Consider the following 18,162-nt stretch of genomic DNA (forward strand, 5'->3'; position numbering starts at 1 on the left):
AACAGACACGCAGATTTCATAGACTCGGTTCGAGACCAAAGAGAGAGAAAGGAGAAAGAAATGGACGATTATCAGGAAGAGCTGCTCGAGTCCCGCGCCGTGGAGCAGGACGTACCCGAGTTCGCTGAAGATGCAACCGAGCTCTGAGCGCTCGGTAACTGGCGAGAGGTGAGCGGTTAGTCCGCTTCAGCCTTTAGCCCAGAATCAAAAAAGGCCCGGGGCATATGCACCGGGCCTTTTCGTTGCAGTCTTGCAAGTCCCACGCTTACTGGGTGAGCGCCTTGACCAGGCTTTCGACATTGCCTTCCAGTTCGGTCACCGGATCGTCTTTCTCGGTTTCCAGCACCAGCAGGGGTACGCCGGCGGCCTTGATCGCATCGGCAACCGCTTTTGGCGGTGCGCGGTGGTGCAGCACCAAGGCCACGTCGTCCGCTTTCAGCGCTGCGGTCAGAGACTGCAGGGCTTCGGCATCCCAGTCGCGGTCATCACGGCTGTCGCTGCTGACCAGATCCAGATTGAGGCCGCTGATCAGGTAATCCAGGCGATCACTGAGGCTGTAGACGGACAGGTTGTCGGCCTTGGCCAGTTCGCGCTCGCTGTGGGCATTGAGCTTGAGCAGGCGCTGCTTGAGGGCCGCCAGATTCTGCTCGACTTTGCCCTTGGCGTCCGGTGCCAGGCGCACCAGGTCGGCGGCCATCACGTCGGCCATGCGGCCCATGTTGTTGATCGCCAGCCACGGATAACTGGCCAGGTCATTGTCACCACTGCTCTCTGCCTGGGTAGCGATGCCGGGCAGGGCGCCGTCTACCGGGCGCGCGGCGTCGATCTCGACGATACGGATATTGCTGCGCCGAGCCATGGGGTAAAGCGGGTCTTCGGCCCATAGCGAGCGTAGGGCGATGGCTGCGTCGGCATCAACGGCGACCTTTTGCAGCGCCGCGGCGCCGCGCCCGGCGAAGTACGACACCTGGCGGCTGGCCGGTAGGTTGGCGGGGGCGGCGCGTTCGATATGCACTTTGGTGCCGTCGAGCAGATCAGTCGCCAGGCCAAAGGTGATCGGCTGCGAGACGAGGACGGTCACGTCCTTTGCCAGGGCTAGGCCGGGCAGGCTGAGGAGCAGGGCGAGGCCCAGTTGGTGAAGTCGATGGGTCATCCCAGGTTACCTTTCAAGCTTGGTACGACGCCGCGGGCGATGGCGGCGAGGGCGAAGGCGATACCGGCGATCATGATGATCGCGGCGCCGGAGGGGATCGGCAGATCCAGCACGATGGGCAGCAGGATACCCAGCAACGTGCTGACGGTGGCGATCAGCACCGAGAGCCAGAAGAAGCCTTTCAGCGACTGGCTGAGCAGACGCGCGGCGGCCGCCGGAATCACCAGCAGGGCGCCGACCAGAATGGCGCCGATGACCTTGACCGCAGCGACGGTGATCAACGTCACCAGGATCACGAACAGGTAATCCAGGGTCTTCACGGCAACGCCGCGCACCGCCGCCAGTTGCGGGTTGAAGCTGGCCAGCATGATGCGGTTGTACAGCGGCAGCGCCAGGCCCATGACCAGGCCACCGACCACCAGCAGCACCAGCAGGTCGGTGCCGTTGACGGTGAGCACCGAGCCGAACAGCACGTTCTCGAGAATATGTACGTTGATGCGCCCGGCCAGGACCAGCAGCAGGCTGGCGCCCACGGCCAGGGACACCGACAGGAACACGCCGATCAGCGTGTCCGGTGCCAGGCCCGTGCGATTGCGCAGGTAGTTGAGCAGGATGCCGAACAGCAGGGCATAGCCGAACAGGGCGCCATAGGGGCCGGTGTAGGGCTCGCCGAGCAGGATGCCGATGGCCACGCCGGTCAGCGCGGCGTGGCCGACCGCCTCGGAGAAGAACGCGAAGCGCTTGACCACCACCAGGGTGCCGAGGCCGCCGAGCACCGGGCCGATCAGCAGGCCGGCGAGCAACGCATTGACCACGAAGCCATAGGCCAGCGCGGCGGGCAGGTAGCCGGAGGAGGCCCAGCCCTGGATCAGCAGGCGAAATTGTTCATAGTCGATCATGGTTGAACGGCCTCCACCGCACGTACATGGGTGGAGAACAGGCCGAGCAGGCGCTCCGGGGTCAGGGCCTCGGCCGGCGGTGCATCGAACAGCACGCGGCGGCTCAGGCCGGTGACGCGGTCGGCCAGGCGCTTGACCGCTTCCAGGTCGTGCTCGATCCACAGCACCGTGATGCCGGCGCGACGCCAGTCGCCGAGCAGACGCTCGAACACTTGGATGCCGGCTTCGTCGAGGGCCGACATCGGCTCGTCGAGTACCAGCAATTGTGGTGCGGGGATCAGCCCCTGGGCGAGCAGCACGCGCTGGCGTTCACCGCCAGACAACGCGCCCATGCGCCGTTTGCGCTTCTCCAGCATGCCGACGCGGGCCAGCGCATCGTCGATAGCCTTGGCGTAATGCTTCGACACACCAAGAAAGGCCGGGCGGCGCTGGCACATGGCGGCCATGAAGTCGTCCACGGTCATGGGTAGGCCGCGATCAAACTCCAGGGCCTGAGGCACGTAACCGATGGTGCCGGCAGCACCGGGCCATTCCAGGCTGAGCTTGCCCTGATGGGGCATCTGGCCGAGCAGGGTCTTGATCAGCGAGCTCTTGCCGCCGCCGTTGGGGCCGACCAAGGCATGCACGCTGCCTGGCTGAACCCTGAAGCTGACGTTGTCGAGAATCTGCGTGCGGCCCAGCACCAGGCTGACCTGCTGAAAGTCGATGGTCGGGCCGACAGCCGCCACGCTGAGGTTTTCTGCCGCGGTCATTTGCCGGCTTCCTGAATGGCGCGCACCACGGTGTTCATGTTGTTTGTCATTTCCTTCTCGTACTTCTCGGCGCTGTATTCGCCGTAGGAAATGTGCGACAGCGGGTAGAGCTTGACGCCGGACTCGCGCTGGATGGTTTCAACGTAGGTGGACGGGAAGTCCAGTTCGGAGAAGATCACTTTCACGTCCAGCTCGCGCAGCTGATCGATGGTCTTTTTCAGCTGGCTCGGGCTCGGCTCGATACCGTGGGCTGGTTCCACCACCGCAGTAACCTCCAGGCCGAACTCGCGCAGCAGGTAATCGTAAGCGGCGTGCACGGTGGCCACGCGCAGGTCGGCGTTGGGCGCTTCGGTCAGTTGGGCGAGGGCGTCGGCGCGCAGTTTGCGCAGGCGTTTGCCATAGGCGCGGGCGTTCTGGGTGTAGGTCTTGGCGTTGTCCGGGTCGAGCTTGCCGAGCTCGCGGGCGATGTTGTTGACCTGGGCGATGGAGGCGCTGATCGACAGGAAGGTATGCGGGTTGACCACCTTGCCAGCGCCGCGGGCAGCGATGCCGGTGGCCGCCAGCAGGGGCACATTGGCGTTGGCTTCGATCACTTCGATATCCGGCTTTTCGCTGGCAGCGATCATGCGGTCGGCGAAGTCGTCATGGCCCACGCCGTTGAGCACCACCACGTCCAGCGAGCCGATGCGCTTGATGTCTTCGGCCCGCGGCTCGTAGGCGTGCGGGTTGAACCCGGCCGGAATCAGCGGCACCACCTCGGCCTTGTCGCCGACGATATTGGCCACATAGCTGTAGTAGGGGTGCAGGGTGATGCCGATACGCAGCTTGGCATCGGCGGCGCTGGCGGCGCCGAGCAGGAGCAGGGCGGCCAGGCCGATGCTCAGGCGTAGCAGCAAGTGACGTGCGCGGGAAGGGCGGGAAATGGGCATGGGCGGGTGGTCTTCTGTCAGATGAGTCGGAGGCGGTCAGTGGCGATGTTGCCGGGTGACGCCTGCGTCGTACTGCGAGGCGATCTGCTGCCAGCCGGCAGTGATCAGGCTTTGCGCGTCCAGCTTGTCGGGCGCGCTGGCGCCTTTGCGGTTGAGCCATACGTCGGCCTGCTCATGCGCGGTGTCGAGCAGCATCAGCAGCGAGCCGGCAACCTCCAGCGCCTGGCTGGCGCCGAAGTAGGCCGGCCCGTCGCCGGGCAGCAATTGCCACTGGTGGCTGCCACGGCTGGTCGTGCTGGCATCGGCGGTGAAGGGCGGGAAGCCTTCTTCGGCGAGTTCTGCAGGCGTCAGCAGCGCTTGCTCTTCGGCGAAGCGGATACGGATCTCGTCGGCGGCCACACGCAGATCGGCATAGAGGCCTTGTTCAGCGGCCGTCAGGTCACGGCGGGCGTCGATCTGGTGGCTTTCGATGCGGGTTTCGCTCTCCGTCTCGCCATGCCAGGCGACCACGCAAGCGGCCGCCAGCACGATGACCAGGCACAGCAGGAGCACGTAGAGGGTTTCATGTCCGGCACCGGCGGGGCGTACGACCTGAACCGTCATGGGGCCTCGATTTCCGTGTGGTCGATTTCGACGATATGGCCGGGGCCGGCGTCGAACAGCACGTAGAACTCGCCTTCGGGCTTCTTGAAGGTCAGGGTCGAGTCCTCCGCGAGCTTGCCGGGTACCAGAATGCTTTCGTCATAGCCGATCACATCCAGGGTCACGCCGGCGGCGCCGCTGCCATCGGAAAAACCGCCGGTGCAGCGAATGTTCTCGGCATCGACTTCTTCGCACTGGCACATCGGATTGTGGGCCAGGGCCAGGCCACTGAGTGACAGCAGCGCGATGCCTGCGGCCATGCGCAGGACGTTGGGCTTGATCATGGTTTGCCTCCTTGTTGTTTCTGCAGCCACGCGACGGTGGATGGGGATGCCTGGTCGAGCGGCACGGCGGCCTGATGGACGGAGCCGTCCCAGCCCTCCATGGTGATCCACAGTTCGGCGTCCGCTTTGGTGCGGGTCGGCAGCGGCACGGTGGCGCCCATGCGGTAGGCGCTGCCGAAGAAAATGCCGCCGGCGGCGCGCAGGCTGCGCGGCTTGCCGATGCGCAGGTAGGTGGCCTTGACCTGGCCGATGCATTCCTTGCACAGCGCGCCGGTGAAGATCTTCATGTAGCCGGCCGGCCCGTCGAGCTCCGGCGGCGCGGCGCGAAATTCGGCCAGGGTGATCGACCAGGGGCCCACCGGCACTTCGCCGATCGTGCGCTCGCCCAGGCCGCTGGTGCCGCGAAACAGCGCCATATCGGCAAAGTACTTGGGCATGAACGCCAGCGGGATGATCACCAGCAGGATATTGATGTGGAAGCGCCACTTGTACCAAAGGCGGCTCAGGGGCGAGGTGGGTTGCGCTGCCATGGCCTTGCTCATGCCTTGACCTCCGAGTTGTCGCCTAGGGCTTCTGCGGTTCGCGCACGCGCCGGGCGCTTGATCACCTTGGCGGTAGCCTGGGCGGTACGTTTGGTCCAGATCAGCAGGCCGCTGAGCACCATCATGCTCAGCACCAGGCCGAAGAAGAACCAGATCATCTTCACCCACAGGCCGCCGAAATCGCCGGTGTGCAGCGGGCGCATGGACTCGGTGACGAACTCCAGCTTGGAGCGATCCTCGAGCAGGCGCTGCTGGGCCACTTCACCGGTGTAAGGGTTGATCGAGGCGCTCTGCATCATCAGTGGGTACCAGCCGCGGCCGCCGACGGCGATATGGTCATAGGCGTTGCTGGGCAGGCGCGTGAAGCTGACGTCCAGGCTCGGCACCTTGCTGATGGCGATACGCGCGGCTTCGTCGATGTCGAGCGTCGGGATCGGCTCGCCAGGCCGCACGATCGGCACGTCTTCGCGGGGCACCACGGCAGGTACGCCTTCGGTGGAGATGGAAATCTGGTTGTCGAACAGGATCGCCTGGATCAGGAACCAGATGCCGGTGATCGACACCACGGCAATGAACCAGATCGACCAGATGCCGCTCAGGCGGTGGAAGTCGCCCCAGAAGATTCGCGCACCCTGGTTGAAGCGCAGGCGCGGCTTGAAGAAACCTTTCCAGAATTTCTTGTAGACCACCAGACCGGTGATCAGCGACAGCAGCATCGGGATGCCCATCATCGACACCAGGTACCAGCCCCAGCTGAAACCATTGGTGAACGGCACCAGCCACCAGCCATGCAGGGCGCGGGTGAACTGACGGAAATCGAATTGTGGGCTCACGCCCTGGATGGCGCCGGTGTAAGGGTTGACATAGAGGGTCGGGTTGCTGCCGTCGGGGTAGCTGACCTCCGCGGTGAGGGCGAAGTGCGATTCGTCCGGGCGGGTGATGGACTCCACCACCAGCTCCGGCTCGGCTTTCCTGATCTCGGCCAGCACCTGGCCGAAGGTCAGCAGCTCGGCGTCGTCGGACGGCTTGCTGGCGCGTACATCCGGGTTGGCCAACCAGACGATTTCCTGGCTGACCACCGCCAGGGTGCCGGTGACGCAAACGATCAATACGAAAAACCAGATCGGCAGGGCGAGCCAGCTGTGAACCAGAAACCAGATTTTCGAGCGCGACTTCTTGGACATGGAATATCAGTCTTGTCTGAGCCCTCGCACGGCGAGTGAAAAGGGCGATTTAGGTACGAACGAAACCTCGCCAGCCTTGCGGGCAGCGAGGTGAGGAACCCGTGAGACGCGACCGCAATCGCGCACAAATGGATCCGCTATCTACTAAGACGAGTGAGAAGCCTAAAACCCGCAGCCGCAAATGAAAATAGTTATTTTATAGATTCAGATATGCTGTTGCCGGTTTGCCGATAGCTGCGGCGCATTTCTCCCGGCGGCTGCTTGAGCCAGCGCTTGAAGGCGCGCTGGAAGGCTTCGGCGGACGCGAAGCCGAGCAGGTAGGCGATTTCACCGAAGGACAGCTCGGTGTCGCGTACATAGGCGAGCGCCAGATCACGGCGGGTTTCATTGACGATGGCGCTGAAACGGGTGCCTTCTTCGGTCAATCGCCGGCGCAGCGTCCAGGCCGGTAGCTGCAGCTGGCGCGCGATGTCGTCCATGTCCGGTTCGCGGCCATGCAGGCGCGGGCCGAGCAACTGGATGACCCGGTCACGCATGTTTTGCGGGCGCGTCAGGCGCTGCAGTTCCCCCTCGCAGAGTTGTAACAATTCATTCCAGGTGCCGGGGCAGTGCAGCGGATTGCGCAGGTTCAGCGCGTGCTGGTCGAGCCTGAGGCCGTTGAAGCCGGCTTCGAAGGTGGGCGGGCAGCCCAATTCCAGTCGGTAGCGCTCGGCGTAATCGGGGGCCATGAACTCCAGCTGCAGCGCCTGGGCCGTCAGCGGCGTCTGGGCGAGGGCGCCCAATTGCCGTAGCCAGGTTGCCAGCACGGTATCGACCACAAAACGGTTATAGGCGTTGTAGGGGCCGATGGAGTGAAAGCGCAGCCAGGCTCCGCCGCTGTCTTCCTGCAGGCTGGAGCGGCCGCGGTAGTTCGAGGCGTACAGCGCCTCGAAGCGGATCAGCGTGCGCGCGGCCTCCCGCACCGTGGGCGCCTGGGTGGCAGCGATGCCGGCAAGACCCAGGCGATGCAGGTAGGCGAAACGGCCCATCAGCAGGCCGAGCGCTGGTTCGCCGGTCAGCGCGATGGCCGCGTGACCCAGGTGCATGTAGCGCGGAATCGACAACCGAGCACGGGGTTCGGCGAGGCGCGCGGCATCGAAACCATAGTGCTCGAGCAACGGCTGCGAAGCATGGCCCAGGTGGTCGACGGCGTCGGCCAGGCTGTGCAGGTAGCCGACGGAAAGATCGCCCAGGCGGATGGCGGCAGGTTTCATGGCGAGGTGTCGCATAAGTGAAGGTTTGCCAGCGTAGCCCGGTGACGTTGGCAACGCCAACTTCGCTGTCACTTTTGATCAGTAATTTGTCATTTACGATCATTGAGCGAGGACATCTGCTTCACTATCGTCTGTGCCATACGACCGCTGCCCGCGCAGGCTGCGGCAATTCCGTGATCGACGCCGATGGATCTGACCATGACCGCCTACCCGCACCTGCTCGCTCCCCTGGATCTGGGTTTCGTGACCCTGAAGAACCGCACCCTGATGGGCTCCATGCACACCGGCCTGGAAGAGAAGCCGGGCGGCTTCGAGCGCATGGCGGCGTACTTCGCCGAGCGCGCTCGCGGCGGCGTAGGCCTGATGGTCACCGGCGGCATCGCGCCGAACGAAGAGGGTGGCGTATACGCCGGCGCGGCCAAGCTGAGTACGCCTGCAGAAGCGGACAAGCATCGGATCGTCACCGACGCGGTGCACGCCGCCGATGGGCTGATCTGCATGCAGATCCTGCACGCCGGGCGCTACGCCTACAGCCCTAAACAGGTGGCGCCGAGCGCCATCCAGGCGCCGATCAATCCGTTCAAACCGCAGGAGCTGGACGAGGCGGGCATCGAGAAGCAGATCGCCGACTTCGTCAATTGCTCGGTGCTGGCTCAGCAGGCCGGTTATGACGGCGTGGAAATCATGGGTTCCGAAGGCTACTTCATCAACCAGTTCCTGGTCGCCCATACCAACCAGCGCACCGATCGCTGGGGCGGCAGTTACGCCAATCGCATGCGCCTGCCGGTGGAAATCGTGCGCCGCGTGCGTGAGGCCGTGGGCAGCGACTTCATCATCATCTATCGCCTGTCGATGCTCGATCTGGTCGAGGGTGGCAGCAGCTGGGACGAAATCGTGCTGCTGGCCAAGGCCATCGAGGCAGCGGGCGCCACATTGATCAATACCGGCATCGGCTGGCACGAGGCGCGTATCCCGACCATCGCCACCAAGGTGCCGCGTGCGGCGTTCACCAAGGTCACCGCCAAGCTGCGCGGTGAGGTGCAGATTCCGCTGGTCACCACCAACCGCATCAACACCCCGGAAGTGGCTGAGCAGGTGCTGGCCGAGGGCGATGCCGACATGGTGTCGATGGCGCGCCCATTCCTGGCCGACCCACAGTTCGTCAACAAGGCAGCGGCAGGCCGCGCGGACGAGATCAACACCTGCATCGGCTGCAACCAGGCGTGCCTCGACCACACTTTTGGCGGCAAGCTGACCACATGCCTGGTCAACCCGCGTGCCTGCTACGAAACCGAGCTGAACTACATCCCCACCACCACGGTGAAATCGATTGCCGTGGTCGGCGCCGGGCCTGCCGGGCTCGCCGCCGCTACCGTGGCCGCCGAACGCGGGCACCGCGTGGCCCTGTTCGATGCAGCGGGGGAAATCGGTGGCCAGTTCAACGTGGCCAAGCGCGTGCCGGGCAAGGAGGAGTTCTTCGAGACCCTGCGCTACTTCAAGCGCAAGCTGGAAACCACCGGGGTCGAGCTGCGTCTGGGCACCCGCGTAAGCGCGAGCGAGCTGCTGGCTGGCGGCTTCGACGAAATCATCCTGGCCACTGGCATCGTGCCGCGCACGCCGGCCATCCCTGGCGTCGAGCATGGCAAGGTGATCAGCTACCTGGACGCCATCCTGGGGCGCAAGCCGGTGGGCCAGCGCGTTGCGGTTATAGGTGCCGGCGGCATCGGCTTCGACGTCAGCGAATTCATCACCCACGCCGGCCCGGCTACCAGCCTGGACCGCGAGGCGTTCTGGAAAGAGTGGGGCATCGACCCTGAGCTGCAGGCCCGTGGCGGCGTCGCCGGTGTGCAGCCTCAGGTCGAGCCGGCTGCGCGCCAGGTGTTCCTACTTCAGCGCAAGAAGAGCAAGGTCGGCGACGGCCTGGGCAAGACCACCGGCTGGATTCATCGCGCGGGCCTGAAGAACAAGAGGGTGCAGATGATCAATGCCGTTGAATACCTGCAGATCGACGACGAGGGCCTGCACATCAGGGTGGCCGAGGGCGAGCCCCAGGTATTGCCGGTGGATACGGTGATTCTCTGCGCCGGCCAGGACCCGCTGCGCGAACTGCAGGACGAACTGGTTGCCGGCGGCGCGTCGGTGCACCTGATCGGCGGCGCTGATGTGGCCGCCGAGCTAGATGCCAAGCGCGCGATCAATCAAGGCTCGCGGTTGGCAGCAGGACTTTAAGAACCGGTCCACGATCTTTTGGGGCGATATTGGAGAGGTTGCTGCAAGGCAAAAGCGACTGGTGAGCATGTAGGAGGGGCTTTAGCCCCGAGCTTTATTAGGCTGCAAAGAGCTCGGGGCTAAAGCCCCTCCTACGAGTTACGCGAACGGCCGCTTCCGCCACCCTGCAGTCAAAGCGCTGAATTCGAGCCGAAAGATCGTGGACAGCTACGTAGGGTGGATGACGCTCTTTTCATCCACCATTACGATCGCAGAGCGGTGGACGGGTGAAGCGTCGTCCACCCCACAAAAGGCCGCTTGCGCCACTTTGCAGTCAAAGCGCTGAATTCGAGCCGAAAGATCGTGGACAGGCTCTAATTTTTGCACTTTCGCCAGGCCTCTACCGAGCAGGTCACAGTTCAGCAGCGCCATTCGTCACGCAGCCCAATGACTGCCAACCGGTTCACACAGGCTGTAACGGGTTCTCGCCTAGACTTGCCGAGCTGCCGCTTTACTGCGGCAGCTCAATGGACCGAGATCCGCTATTTGCCTGGAGAACATCGATGAGCAAGCCGCAACTGACCGAGGCCGTGATGTTCTTCGCGCCGGACGGCAGCGTCAGCAAGCAGATGTTCTATGCCGAGTTCGAGACGTTGCTCGACGGCTTGGTGAAGATGCCGGTCTTTGCCGACGAGCAGGTGCGGGCGGTTTATGTGGTAATCAGCGGCCGCCTGCAGATTCGCTCCGCTGTGTTCTTCTATCTGGATTTCGACGAAGACGGCGCGCCCGACGCCGGCTGGAACATTCCCCTGCAGCAGATGGCCGAACGTGCCGGCCGCGGCCCTGATCTGGGCGCCGGGCCGATCCGTCTGGCCTGCCGCAGCCAGTGCCCTGTTTCCTGGCATCAGATGCACCTCTGGGATCCCAGCCTGGTGCCCGGCAATAACGACCTGGCGACCTTGCGCGACAGCGTGCGCATCAATGCCCTGGGTATTCTCATGCAGGAAGAAGAGGCTCCAGCGGTGGCGCCTGATCGCCTGCAGGTGGCGCCGGAAGATCAGTGGTACGCCGTCGATCCATCCCGCGATCTGGCCGAAAAGCTGGCCGAGCGGCTATCCCATGATTACCGGCAAAAGGCCGCGCAGTTGGTCAGGCAACAGCGTGAGCGCCTGGCTGGTCTGGCTCGTGAGCATCAGGCCGAACTGGCTCGTGCTGCCGCGCAGAGCGATAGCCAGCTGGCCGAGCTGCAGGAGCAGATCCGTGTGCTCCGCCAGGCCCTCAGGCAACAGGAAGGGCTCAACCAGAGCCTGAAATCCCAGCTTGCCGAGCAACTTGTCGTGCAGCAGAGCGAGCGCGAGGAAATGGCCGTGCGTGTACGTGCTGCCGAGCGCCATGCACGCACCGAACGGGAGATTTTGCGTGAACAGTTCGATGAAGAGCTGCGTGCGCGAATCGCTGCCACCCAGGCCGCTGGCGAAGAGCAGACCCGCCGACGCGAAGGCGAAGCCGCCCAGCGTGGTGCCAGCCAGGTGCTCGAGCGCCTCGCCGCGCAAGGTGTGGTGTTCGTGGTGTTCCATCCGGGCGCCGGGCACCTGACCGTGCCGCTGCAGGATGTCGACCGTTACCTGGCCAGCCCGCTGGCCTATGCCGCGAGCAAGTGTTTCGTGCCGGAAAGCCAATATCGCCAGTGGCTCGAGCACTATCAGCGGCCCCGCTGCGAAGGTTTGCAAGCTGATGGCCAGCGCTGCGATGTTGCGCTCGAGCGGGTCGAGACACCTGGCCGTTTCGTGGCTGGTGAGTCCAGCTGCTGCATGCTGCACAAGGCCGCCCGGCTGCGTACCGTGGGTTAAACTCACGGCCTTTTCCGGGCCGCCTGTTCATGACCTCAATTCCACTCTCCGCCATCAGCGCCTGGCGTCCTCAGGCGCCGCTGCAGCGTCTGCATTTCGACTGGCTGGCAGGTGTCGAACTGGCGGTACTGCGTCTGGACCTGATCGATCCGCTGATCAGCGGCAACAAGTGGTTCAAGCTCGCCCCGCATCTGCATCGCGCCGCTGAACAGGGCGCGCGCGGCATCATCAGCCTGGGCGGCGCCCATTCCAATCACCTGCATGCGCTGGCCGCTGCCGGTCAGCGTTTTTCCTTCGCCACCGTCGGCCTGCTGCGCGGCCATCCGCAGGAAACGCCCACCGTTGCCGATCTGCAGCGTTTCGGCATGCAGTTGCACTGGCTGGGTTACGGCGGCTATCGCGAGCGGCATCGCGCCGAATTCTGGGCACCCTGGCAGGTGCATTACCCGGATTTTCTGCCGGTTCCCGAGGGCGGCGGCGGGCTGCCGGGCGCTCTGGGCTGTGCCGGCTTGCCGGCGATGGTCGCCGCACAACTGCCGGCACTCGGCTGGGGCGATTACCACGGTTGGTGGCTGGCTGCCGGAACTGGCACCACGCTGGCCGGGCTGGTGATTGGCGAGGGTGGGCAGCGCACCGTGCACGGCGCCTTAGCCGTGCCGCCCGATCACGGTGTGGCTGAGCAGGTGCGTGGGCTGTTGAGCGAGGCAGCTGTGCGAGACGCTGGCTATCGATTGGTCGATGCTTGCCGCGGCGGTTTTGCGCGTCAGGATGCCGAGCTGTTGGCCTTTATGACGCAGAGCGAAGCGCAAAGTGGCTTGCCACTCGAGCCGCTGTACACCGCCAAGGCGTTGCTGGCGCTGCGTGAAGCTATCGAGCGAGGCGAGATCTGCGCCGGTACACGGCTGATCTTTATGCACACCGGCGGCTTGCAGGGTCGCCGTGCAGCGTCCGTTGCCGCTTCAGAGTTCTGAGCACTTGTTTACGATCTTTCTGGGGGTGCGTATGGGCAACTTCAAGGTAAAAGTAGCCGGTGAGCATAGCTTTGTGGGAGAGGCGTTAGGCTCGATTTTTCCTGGCTAGGCGTAAAGAGCTCGCGGCTGAAGCCCCTCCCACGAGAACGCGAACGGCTGCTTCCCCGTCGTAGTCAACATAGGTAAAACCCGCCAGGAAGATCATGAACAGGCCCTGAGGGCGGCGCTGCACCTGGCTCTGTGCCGCCCGTAGGCCAGGCGTCGGCTACCAGAAAGATCCGCTGGCGCTCGGCAAGCGAGTCGTTGCCATCGGGCTGCAGATCGACCAATAGCTGTGCGCCGGCATCTGCAGCCAATCCACCCAGCCATTCCAGCAGTTGCGTGCTAGACCACCCTTGCGCTACCGGCATTTTCGCTGGTGCCAGCCAGGCGCCGCGGGGCAGTGGTTGCCAGTGTGCATCCGGGTACTCGGCTTGTAGCGCCGGCCATTGGTGGCGGTGCAGCCAGGCGCCGCGCAGGTGCGCCGGTTCAACCTCTGCCGGCGGCGCGCAAGGCAGCTCATAGGGATAGAACAGGTAACCGGCCAGCCACATCGATGCCTGAATCGGCGCACGGGTCAACGCCTGCAGTGTCTGTTGCGCCTCTGCCGAGGCCGACAGCGGCAACTGATGGCCTGCGAGATGTTCGAGTTTCAGATCCAGCCGGTCGCGACCGCCCGGGCCGATCCAGTGGTTCGGCGCCAGAGGCGGCTGGCCCAGATAGAGTTTGATCGCCAGCTCCACATGATGCACACCGCTAGCATCACGCAGCAGCAGGTCCAGTTCGCCGAGGGTGTGGCCGCCCTGACGAATCGGCAGGTTGGTGGCCAGCACTTCGATGTCCGGCGCAGCCTGCAGGGCGAACTGCCACAAACGCTCGTAGTAGAGGCCTAGGCGGCGTACCGAACTGCGCGACAGCCATTCGTGCAGGGCTTGTGGGTTTTCATCCTGCCGTTGCAACCAGTCGGCCAGCAGGCCCGGTTCTGCGACCCAGCCTGAGTCGGCCAGCGGGTGGCGCTGCGGCCAGGGCGTGTGGGCGAGCAGCGGCGGTGACAACAGCGTCCAGGCCAGATCGCGCACGGCAGGTTCGCTGAGATGGCGGGGCAGGTCGGCAAGTGCGGTGAAGGGGTTCATCGTTGCAGCATAGGCGTTTGGCAAGCCATTGAAAAACTACCTACGTTGCCATTGCTGCGTTAAAAGCAGCCTCAACAAGCTGCTCGCAGCTAACGCACTTCAGTGCGGCCCGAAGGGCGAGCGAAGCGAGTCATGCTCATGTACAACTCGTACACTCCGCTTTTGACTCACTTCGTTCGCCCTGCGGGCCAGCCTTCGGTTGTTACTCCGCTGCGCTACGTTTCGGCTGTTTTTGCGGGGCCGCCATCGGCCTTGCACTGGCTGCCTCGCCTACGTTTTTCAACGGCCTGCCAGGGCCGTCGACGTCAGGGTTTGCTGGCGTCATAATCCAGGCCATCAGAGCCAAAGCCTCGCGGGAGCCCCATGGAGCAGTTTCGTAATATCGGCATCATCGGCCGTCTGGGCAGTACCCAGGTGCTCGACACCATCCGCCGCCTGAAGAAGTTTTTGCTCGAGCGCCAATTGCACGTGATTCTCGACGACACCATTGCCGAAGTGCTGCCGGGCCATGGCCTGCAGACGTCGGCGCGCAAGCACCTGGGCGAGTTCTGTGACCTGGTGATCGTGGTCGGCGGCGACGGCAGTATGCTCGGTGCCGGTCGCGCCCTGGCCCGCCACAAGGTGCCGGTACTTGGCATCAACCGCGGCAATCTCGGGTTCCTCACCGATATTCGCCCGGACGAGCTGGAGTCCAAGGTCGCCGAGGTGCTGGAAGGCAACTACCTCACCGAAAACCGCTTTCTGCTCGAGACCGAGGTACGTCGTCATTCCGAAGCGATCGGTCAGGGCGACGCGCTCAACGATGTGGTGCTGCACCCGGGCAAGTCCAACCGAATGATTGAGTTCGAGCTGTATATCGATGGCCAGTTCGTCTGCAGCCAGAAGGCCGACGGGCTGATCGTCGCCACGCCAACCGGCTCGACGGCCTACGCGCTGTCGGCGGGCGGGCCAATCATGCATCCCAAACTCGATGCCATAGTCGTGGTGCCGATGTACCCGCACACGCTGTCCAGCCGGCCGATTGTGGTCGATGGCAACAGCGAGTTGAAGATCGTCGTCTCCAAGGACCTGCAGCTCTATCCGCAGGTGTCGTGCGACGGTCAGAACCATTTCACCTGCGCACCGGGCGACACCATTACCGTGCGCAAGAAATCCCAGAAGCTGTGCCTGATCCATCCGCTGGATCACAACTACTACGAGGTCTGCCGTACCAAGCTGGGTTGGGGTAGCCGACTCGGCGGAGGCGACTGATGCAGCTCGATCCGTCCCGCGGTTATGACCTGATCGGTGATGTGCACGGCTGCGCCAATACCCTGGTGCGCCTGCTCGAACGCATGGGTTATCGCCGCCAGAGCGGAGTCTGGCGCCACCCTCAGCGCATGGCGATCTTCCTGGGCGACCTGATCGACCGCGGCCCGCGCATTCGCGAGTCCGTGCACCTGGTGCACGACATGGTTCGCGCCGGCGAGGCGCTGTGCATCATGGGCAATCACGAGTTCAACGCCCTCGGCTGGATGACGCCGGCGCCGCCGGGTAGCGGGCGCGCTTTCGTGCGCGAGCACACCGCGCGGCACGAGCGGCTGATCGGCGAGACCCTGAAGCAGTTCGAGGCCTACCCGGACGAATGGCGCGACATGCTGGCCTGGTTCTATGAGCTGCCGTTGTTTCTCGATGCCGGTCATTTCCGTGTGGTGCACGCCTGCTGGGACGAGGGCATGATCGCCTCGCTGCGCGGTCAGTTCCCAGATGGCTGCATCGACGAACATTTCCTGCAGGCCTCGGCCGTGCCCGGCAGCTACGCCTGCACGGTGCTCGACCGCTTGCTGCGCGGTACCGATATGCGTTTGCCGGGCGGATTGACGATGACCAGCAGCGACGGCTTCACCCGTTCGTTCTTTCGCACCAAGTTCTGGGCCGGCAACCCGCTGACCTACGGCGATGTGCAATTTCAGCCCGACCCGCTGCCCGAAGAGGTGGCCTGCCTGCCGCTCAGCGAAGAAGACAAGGCGCAGCTGCTGACCTATGGCGCCGAGCAGCCGCCGCTGTTCGTCGGCCACTACTGGCGTCGCGGCACGCCAGCGCCGATCAGCCCCAACATCGCCTGCCTGGATTACAGCGCGGTGATGTACGGCAAGTTGGTGGCCTACCGGCTGGACCAGGAAACCCGCCTGGACCCGGGCAAGTTCGTCTGGGTCGAGGTTGAGAAGCCGGGTGCTACGCGATGAGCCCGGTGATTGCCCTGCGTGCTCCGTTGGAGGAAGACCTGGCGCCCTTCATTACCTTGCTGGGCAACTTGGGCGTGCCGCACCGCGTGGCCGAGCAGGGCAACGAGCAGGTGCTCTGGGTGCCGGATGAACATATCGCTGGCCAGGTACGTGAGTTATATGCGCGGGTACCTGGGGGGGATCCGAATTTCCAGCTTGTGCGTGCACCGGTTGCCAGCTCACGCCCGGGCTTCTTCGCCCAGGCCAAACACAGCCCGCTGACGTTGATCGTGCTGGCGCTGACCCTGCTGGTCGCGCTGCTGACCTGGGGCGGCGAAGACTACGACGTGGTGCGCTGGCTGAGCTTCGTCGACTTCCAGATTGAAGGGCAGTACATCTACTTCGGCACCTTTGCTCAGGTGGTCGACAGCGGCCAGTGGTGGCGCCTGCTAACGCCCATGCTGTTGCACTTCGGCATCCTGCACCTGGCGATAAACAGCCTGTGGTACTGGGAGCTGGGGCGGCGTATCGAGGCACGCCAGGGCGCACTGATGCTGTCGCTGCTGACGCTGTGGTTTGGCCTGGCTTCCAACGTGGCGCAGTACGTTTACGGCGGGCCGGCGCTGTTCGGCGGCCTGTCTGGTGTGCTCTACGGTTTGCTCGGCCATTGCTGGCTGTTCCAGCTGCTGGCGCCGAATGCGGCATACAAGCTGCCGCGCGGTGTGCTGGTGAGCATGCTGATCTGGCTGTTGATCTGCATGACCGGGGTGTTCGAGCTGCTGCAGTTCGGTTCCATTGCTAACGCCGCTCACGTCGGCGGGCTGGTCGCAGGTTGTCTCAGCGGGTTGATCGGCGGGCTGCTGGCTCGCCAGTTCGCGCGCCGTTGAGCGCTGCTGGCGCCTCGGCTTGGCAGGCGAGATAGGGTAGAATCAGCGCTTTTCCAGCTCTGGAGTCAGGCATGTCCTCCTTCGTCGAATTGATCCGCAACATCACCCCGGACGTGTATGAAAGCCTCAAGCTGGCCGTGGAGATTGGCAAGTGGCCCGATGGCCGCAAGCTGACCCAGGAGCAGAAAGAGCTGAGCCTGCAGGCGATGATCGCGTGGGAAATCGAGAACCTGCCCGAGGATCAGCGTACCGGTTACATGGGCGCGTCCGAATGTGCCTCGAAATCCGAGCCTGTCCCGAACATCCTGTTCAAGTCCTCGGAAACACTGCACTGATGTTGGAAGTAGCCCGCGGCGCCCTGAGCAAGATGGCCACCAGGCTCGATGCGCCAGTGCAGTATGCGTTTCGCCTCGGTGACGAGCAGATCGCCGTCAACCCGATGATCGGCAAGACCGTGCGCCTGGAGTTTCTCGGCGCGATTCACTGCAGCCATTGCGGCCGCAAGACCAAGTCGAGCTACAGCCAGGGCTATTGCTACCCGTGCATGCAGAAGCTCGCCCAGTGCGACCTGTGCATCATGAGCCCCGAGCGCTGCCACTATGACGCCGGCACCTGCCGCGATCCGGCTTGGGGCGAGCAGTTCTGCATGACCGATCACGTGGTGTACCTGGCCAACTCGTCAGGCATCAAGGTCGGTATTACCCGTGCCACGCAGATTCCCACCCGCTGGATCGACCAGGGCGCCACCCAGGCGCTGCCGATCATGCGCGTCGCCACGCGTCAGCAATCCGGTTTCGTCGAAGACCTGCTGCGCAGCCAAGTGGCGGACAAGACCAACTGGCGCGCGCTGCTCAAGGGTGACGCGGCGCCGGTCGACTTGCTGCACGTGCGCGAGCAGATCTTCGATGCCTGCGCAGGCGGCATCACCGAGCTGCAACAACGCTTCGGTCTGCAGGCCGTGCAGCCGCTCGTTGATCAGAGCGTGGTGGAGATCCGTTACCCGATCGAGGGCTATCCTGCCAAGATCACCAGCTTCAACCTGGACAAGAATCCTGTTGCCGAAGGCACGCTGCTGGGCATCAAGGGCCAGTACCTGATGTTCGATACCGGCGTGATCAATATCCGCAAGTACACCGCTTACCAGATCGCCGCCAGCTGCGCCGCCTGACCGGCAGGCGCGGCTGACGCCATTCACCTGTCTGCCACGCCAGCTGGCGTGGCATCGAAGAGGT

At 64.0% G+C, this 18,162-nt stretch carries 18 protein-coding genes; 8 read left to right on the forward strand and 10 right to left on the reverse strand.

The genetic code is table 11. The annotated features are described in order from the left end of the window. Positions 1-265 precede the first annotated feature (265 nt). The 9 genes from BUC40_RS21780 to BUC40_RS21820 all read right to left on the reverse strand — a co-directional run bounded on the left by BUC40_RS21780 (position 266) and on the right by BUC40_RS21820 (position 7,638). The gene (locus BUC40_RS21780; RefSeq protein WP_073268794.1) at positions 266-1,153 is read right to left on the reverse strand and encodes a metal ABC transporter solute-binding protein, Zn/Mn family; all 888 of its coding nucleotides are present in this window, start codon (positions 1,151-1,153) and stop codon (positions 266-268) included. Beyond that, the gene (locus BUC40_RS21785) at positions 1,150-2,049 is read right to left on the reverse strand and encodes a metal ABC transporter permease (protein WP_073268851.1); all 900 of its coding nucleotides are present in this window, start codon (positions 2,047-2,049) and stop codon (positions 1,150-1,152) included. The genes BUC40_RS21780 and BUC40_RS21785 overlap by 4 nt, the downstream gene beginning before the upstream one ends. Further along, a complete protein-coding gene (locus BUC40_RS21790; protein ID WP_073268797.1) occupies positions 2,049-2,804 on the reverse strand; it encodes a metal ABC transporter ATP-binding protein in 756 nt (251 codons plus the stop codon). The genes BUC40_RS21785 and BUC40_RS21790 overlap by 1 nt, the downstream gene beginning before the upstream one ends. Then, the gene (locus BUC40_RS21795) at positions 2,801-3,733 is read right to left on the reverse strand and encodes a metal ABC transporter substrate-binding protein (RefSeq protein WP_073268799.1); all 933 of its coding nucleotides are present in this window, start codon (positions 3,731-3,733) and stop codon (positions 2,801-2,803) included. The genes BUC40_RS21790 and BUC40_RS21795 overlap by 4 nt, the downstream gene beginning before the upstream one ends. A 36-nt stretch (positions 3,734-3,769) precedes the next feature. Then, a complete protein-coding gene (locus tag BUC40_RS21800; RefSeq protein ID WP_073268801.1) occupies positions 3,770-4,336 on the reverse strand; it encodes a DUF6162 family protein in 567 nt (188 codons plus the stop codon). Beyond that, a complete protein-coding gene (locus BUC40_RS21805) occupies positions 4,333-4,659 on the reverse strand; it encodes a hypothetical protein (RefSeq protein WP_073268803.1) in 327 nt (108 codons plus the stop codon). The genes BUC40_RS21800 and BUC40_RS21805 overlap by 4 nt, the downstream gene beginning before the upstream one ends. After that, positions 4,656-5,201: a thiamine pyrophosphate-binding protein gene (locus tag BUC40_RS21810; RefSeq protein WP_073268805.1), complete on the reverse strand. Its 546-nt coding sequence runs from the start codon at positions 5,199-5,201 to the stop codon at positions 4,656-4,658. The genes BUC40_RS21805 and BUC40_RS21810 overlap by 4 nt, the downstream gene beginning before the upstream one ends. Next, positions 5,198-6,385 carry a PepSY-associated TM helix domain-containing protein gene (locus BUC40_RS21815; protein WP_073268807.1) on the reverse strand — a complete coding sequence of 396 codons (1,188 nt, stop codon included), beginning with the start codon at positions 6,383-6,385 and terminating at the stop codon, positions 5,198-5,200. The genes BUC40_RS21810 and BUC40_RS21815 overlap by 4 nt, the downstream gene beginning before the upstream one ends. 191 nt (positions 6,386-6,576) lie before the next feature. Then, complete coding sequence (locus BUC40_RS21820) at positions 6,577-7,638, reverse strand: AraC family transcriptional regulator (RefSeq protein WP_073268809.1); 1,062 nt, start codon at positions 7,636-7,638, stop codon at positions 6,577-6,579. A gap of 198 nt (positions 7,639-7,836) precedes the next feature. Here BUC40_RS21820 and BUC40_RS21825 point away from each other — a divergent pair, with 198 nt between their 5' ends. From BUC40_RS21825 to BUC40_RS21835, 3 genes are all read left to right on the forward strand, one after another. Then, positions 7,837-9,867 (forward strand): NADPH-dependent 2,4-dienoyl-CoA reductase, encoded by a 2,031-nt coding sequence (locus tag BUC40_RS21825; RefSeq protein WP_139272225.1) that lies wholly within the window; start codon positions 7,837-7,839, stop codon positions 9,865-9,867. 542 nt (positions 9,868-10,409) lie between these two features. Beyond that, positions 10,410-11,696, forward strand: coding sequence for a chromosome partitioning protein ParA (locus BUC40_RS21830; protein ID WP_073268811.1), 1,287 nt, complete (start codon positions 10,410-10,412; stop codon positions 11,694-11,696). 29 nt (positions 11,697-11,725) lie between these two features. Beyond that, entirely contained in the window at positions 11,726-12,667 is a 942-nt protein-coding gene (locus BUC40_RS21835) for a 1-aminocyclopropane-1-carboxylate deaminase/D-cysteine desulfhydrase (RefSeq protein WP_073268813.1), read from the forward strand. A 173-nt stretch (positions 12,668-12,840) separates the two neighbouring features. Here the strand turns inward: BUC40_RS21835 and BUC40_RS21840 are convergent, their stop codons facing one another. Continuing rightward, positions 12,841-13,839 (reverse strand): DUF1853 family protein, encoded by a 999-nt coding sequence (locus BUC40_RS21840; protein WP_073268815.1) that lies wholly within the window; start codon positions 13,837-13,839, stop codon positions 12,841-12,843. Positions 13,840-14,202: 363 nt separating this feature from the next. Here BUC40_RS21840 and BUC40_RS21845 point away from each other — a divergent pair, with 363 nt between their 5' ends. The 5 genes from BUC40_RS21845 to BUC40_RS21865 all read left to right on the forward strand — a co-directional run bounded on the left by BUC40_RS21845 (position 14,203) and on the right by BUC40_RS21865 (position 18,098). Continuing rightward, positions 14,203-15,090: an NAD(+) kinase gene (locus BUC40_RS21845; protein WP_073268818.1), complete on the forward strand. Its 888-nt coding sequence runs from the start codon at positions 14,203-14,205 to the stop codon at positions 15,088-15,090. Then, entirely contained in the window at positions 15,090-16,064 is a 975-nt protein-coding gene (locus tag BUC40_RS21850; RefSeq protein ID WP_073268820.1) for a metallophosphoesterase, read from the forward strand. The genes BUC40_RS21845 and BUC40_RS21850 overlap by 1 nt, the downstream gene beginning before the upstream one ends. Continuing rightward, positions 16,061-16,930, forward strand: a complete 870-nt coding sequence (locus tag BUC40_RS21855) for a rhomboid family intramembrane serine protease (protein ID WP_073268822.1) — start codon at positions 16,061-16,063, stop codon at positions 16,928-16,930. The genes BUC40_RS21850 and BUC40_RS21855 overlap by 4 nt, the downstream gene beginning before the upstream one ends. 71 nt (positions 16,931-17,001) lie before the next feature. Further along, positions 17,002-17,265 carry a YeaC family protein gene (locus BUC40_RS21860; protein ID WP_070886441.1) on the forward strand — a complete coding sequence of 88 codons (264 nt, stop codon included), beginning with the start codon at positions 17,002-17,004 and terminating at the stop codon, positions 17,263-17,265. Next, on the forward strand, positions 17,265-18,098 hold the full coding sequence (locus BUC40_RS21865) for a DUF2797 domain-containing protein (protein ID WP_073268825.1): 834 nt from the start codon (positions 17,265-17,267) through the stop codon (positions 18,096-18,098). Before BUC40_RS21860 ends, BUC40_RS21865 begins: the two co-directional genes overlap by 1 nt. The last annotated feature ends 64 nt before the right edge of the window (positions 18,099-18,162 follow it).

This window comes from Phytopseudomonas punonensis, from assembly GCF_900142655.1.
GTDB lineage: Bacteria > Pseudomonadota > Gammaproteobacteria > Pseudomonadales > Pseudomonadaceae > Aquipseudomonas > Aquipseudomonas punonensis.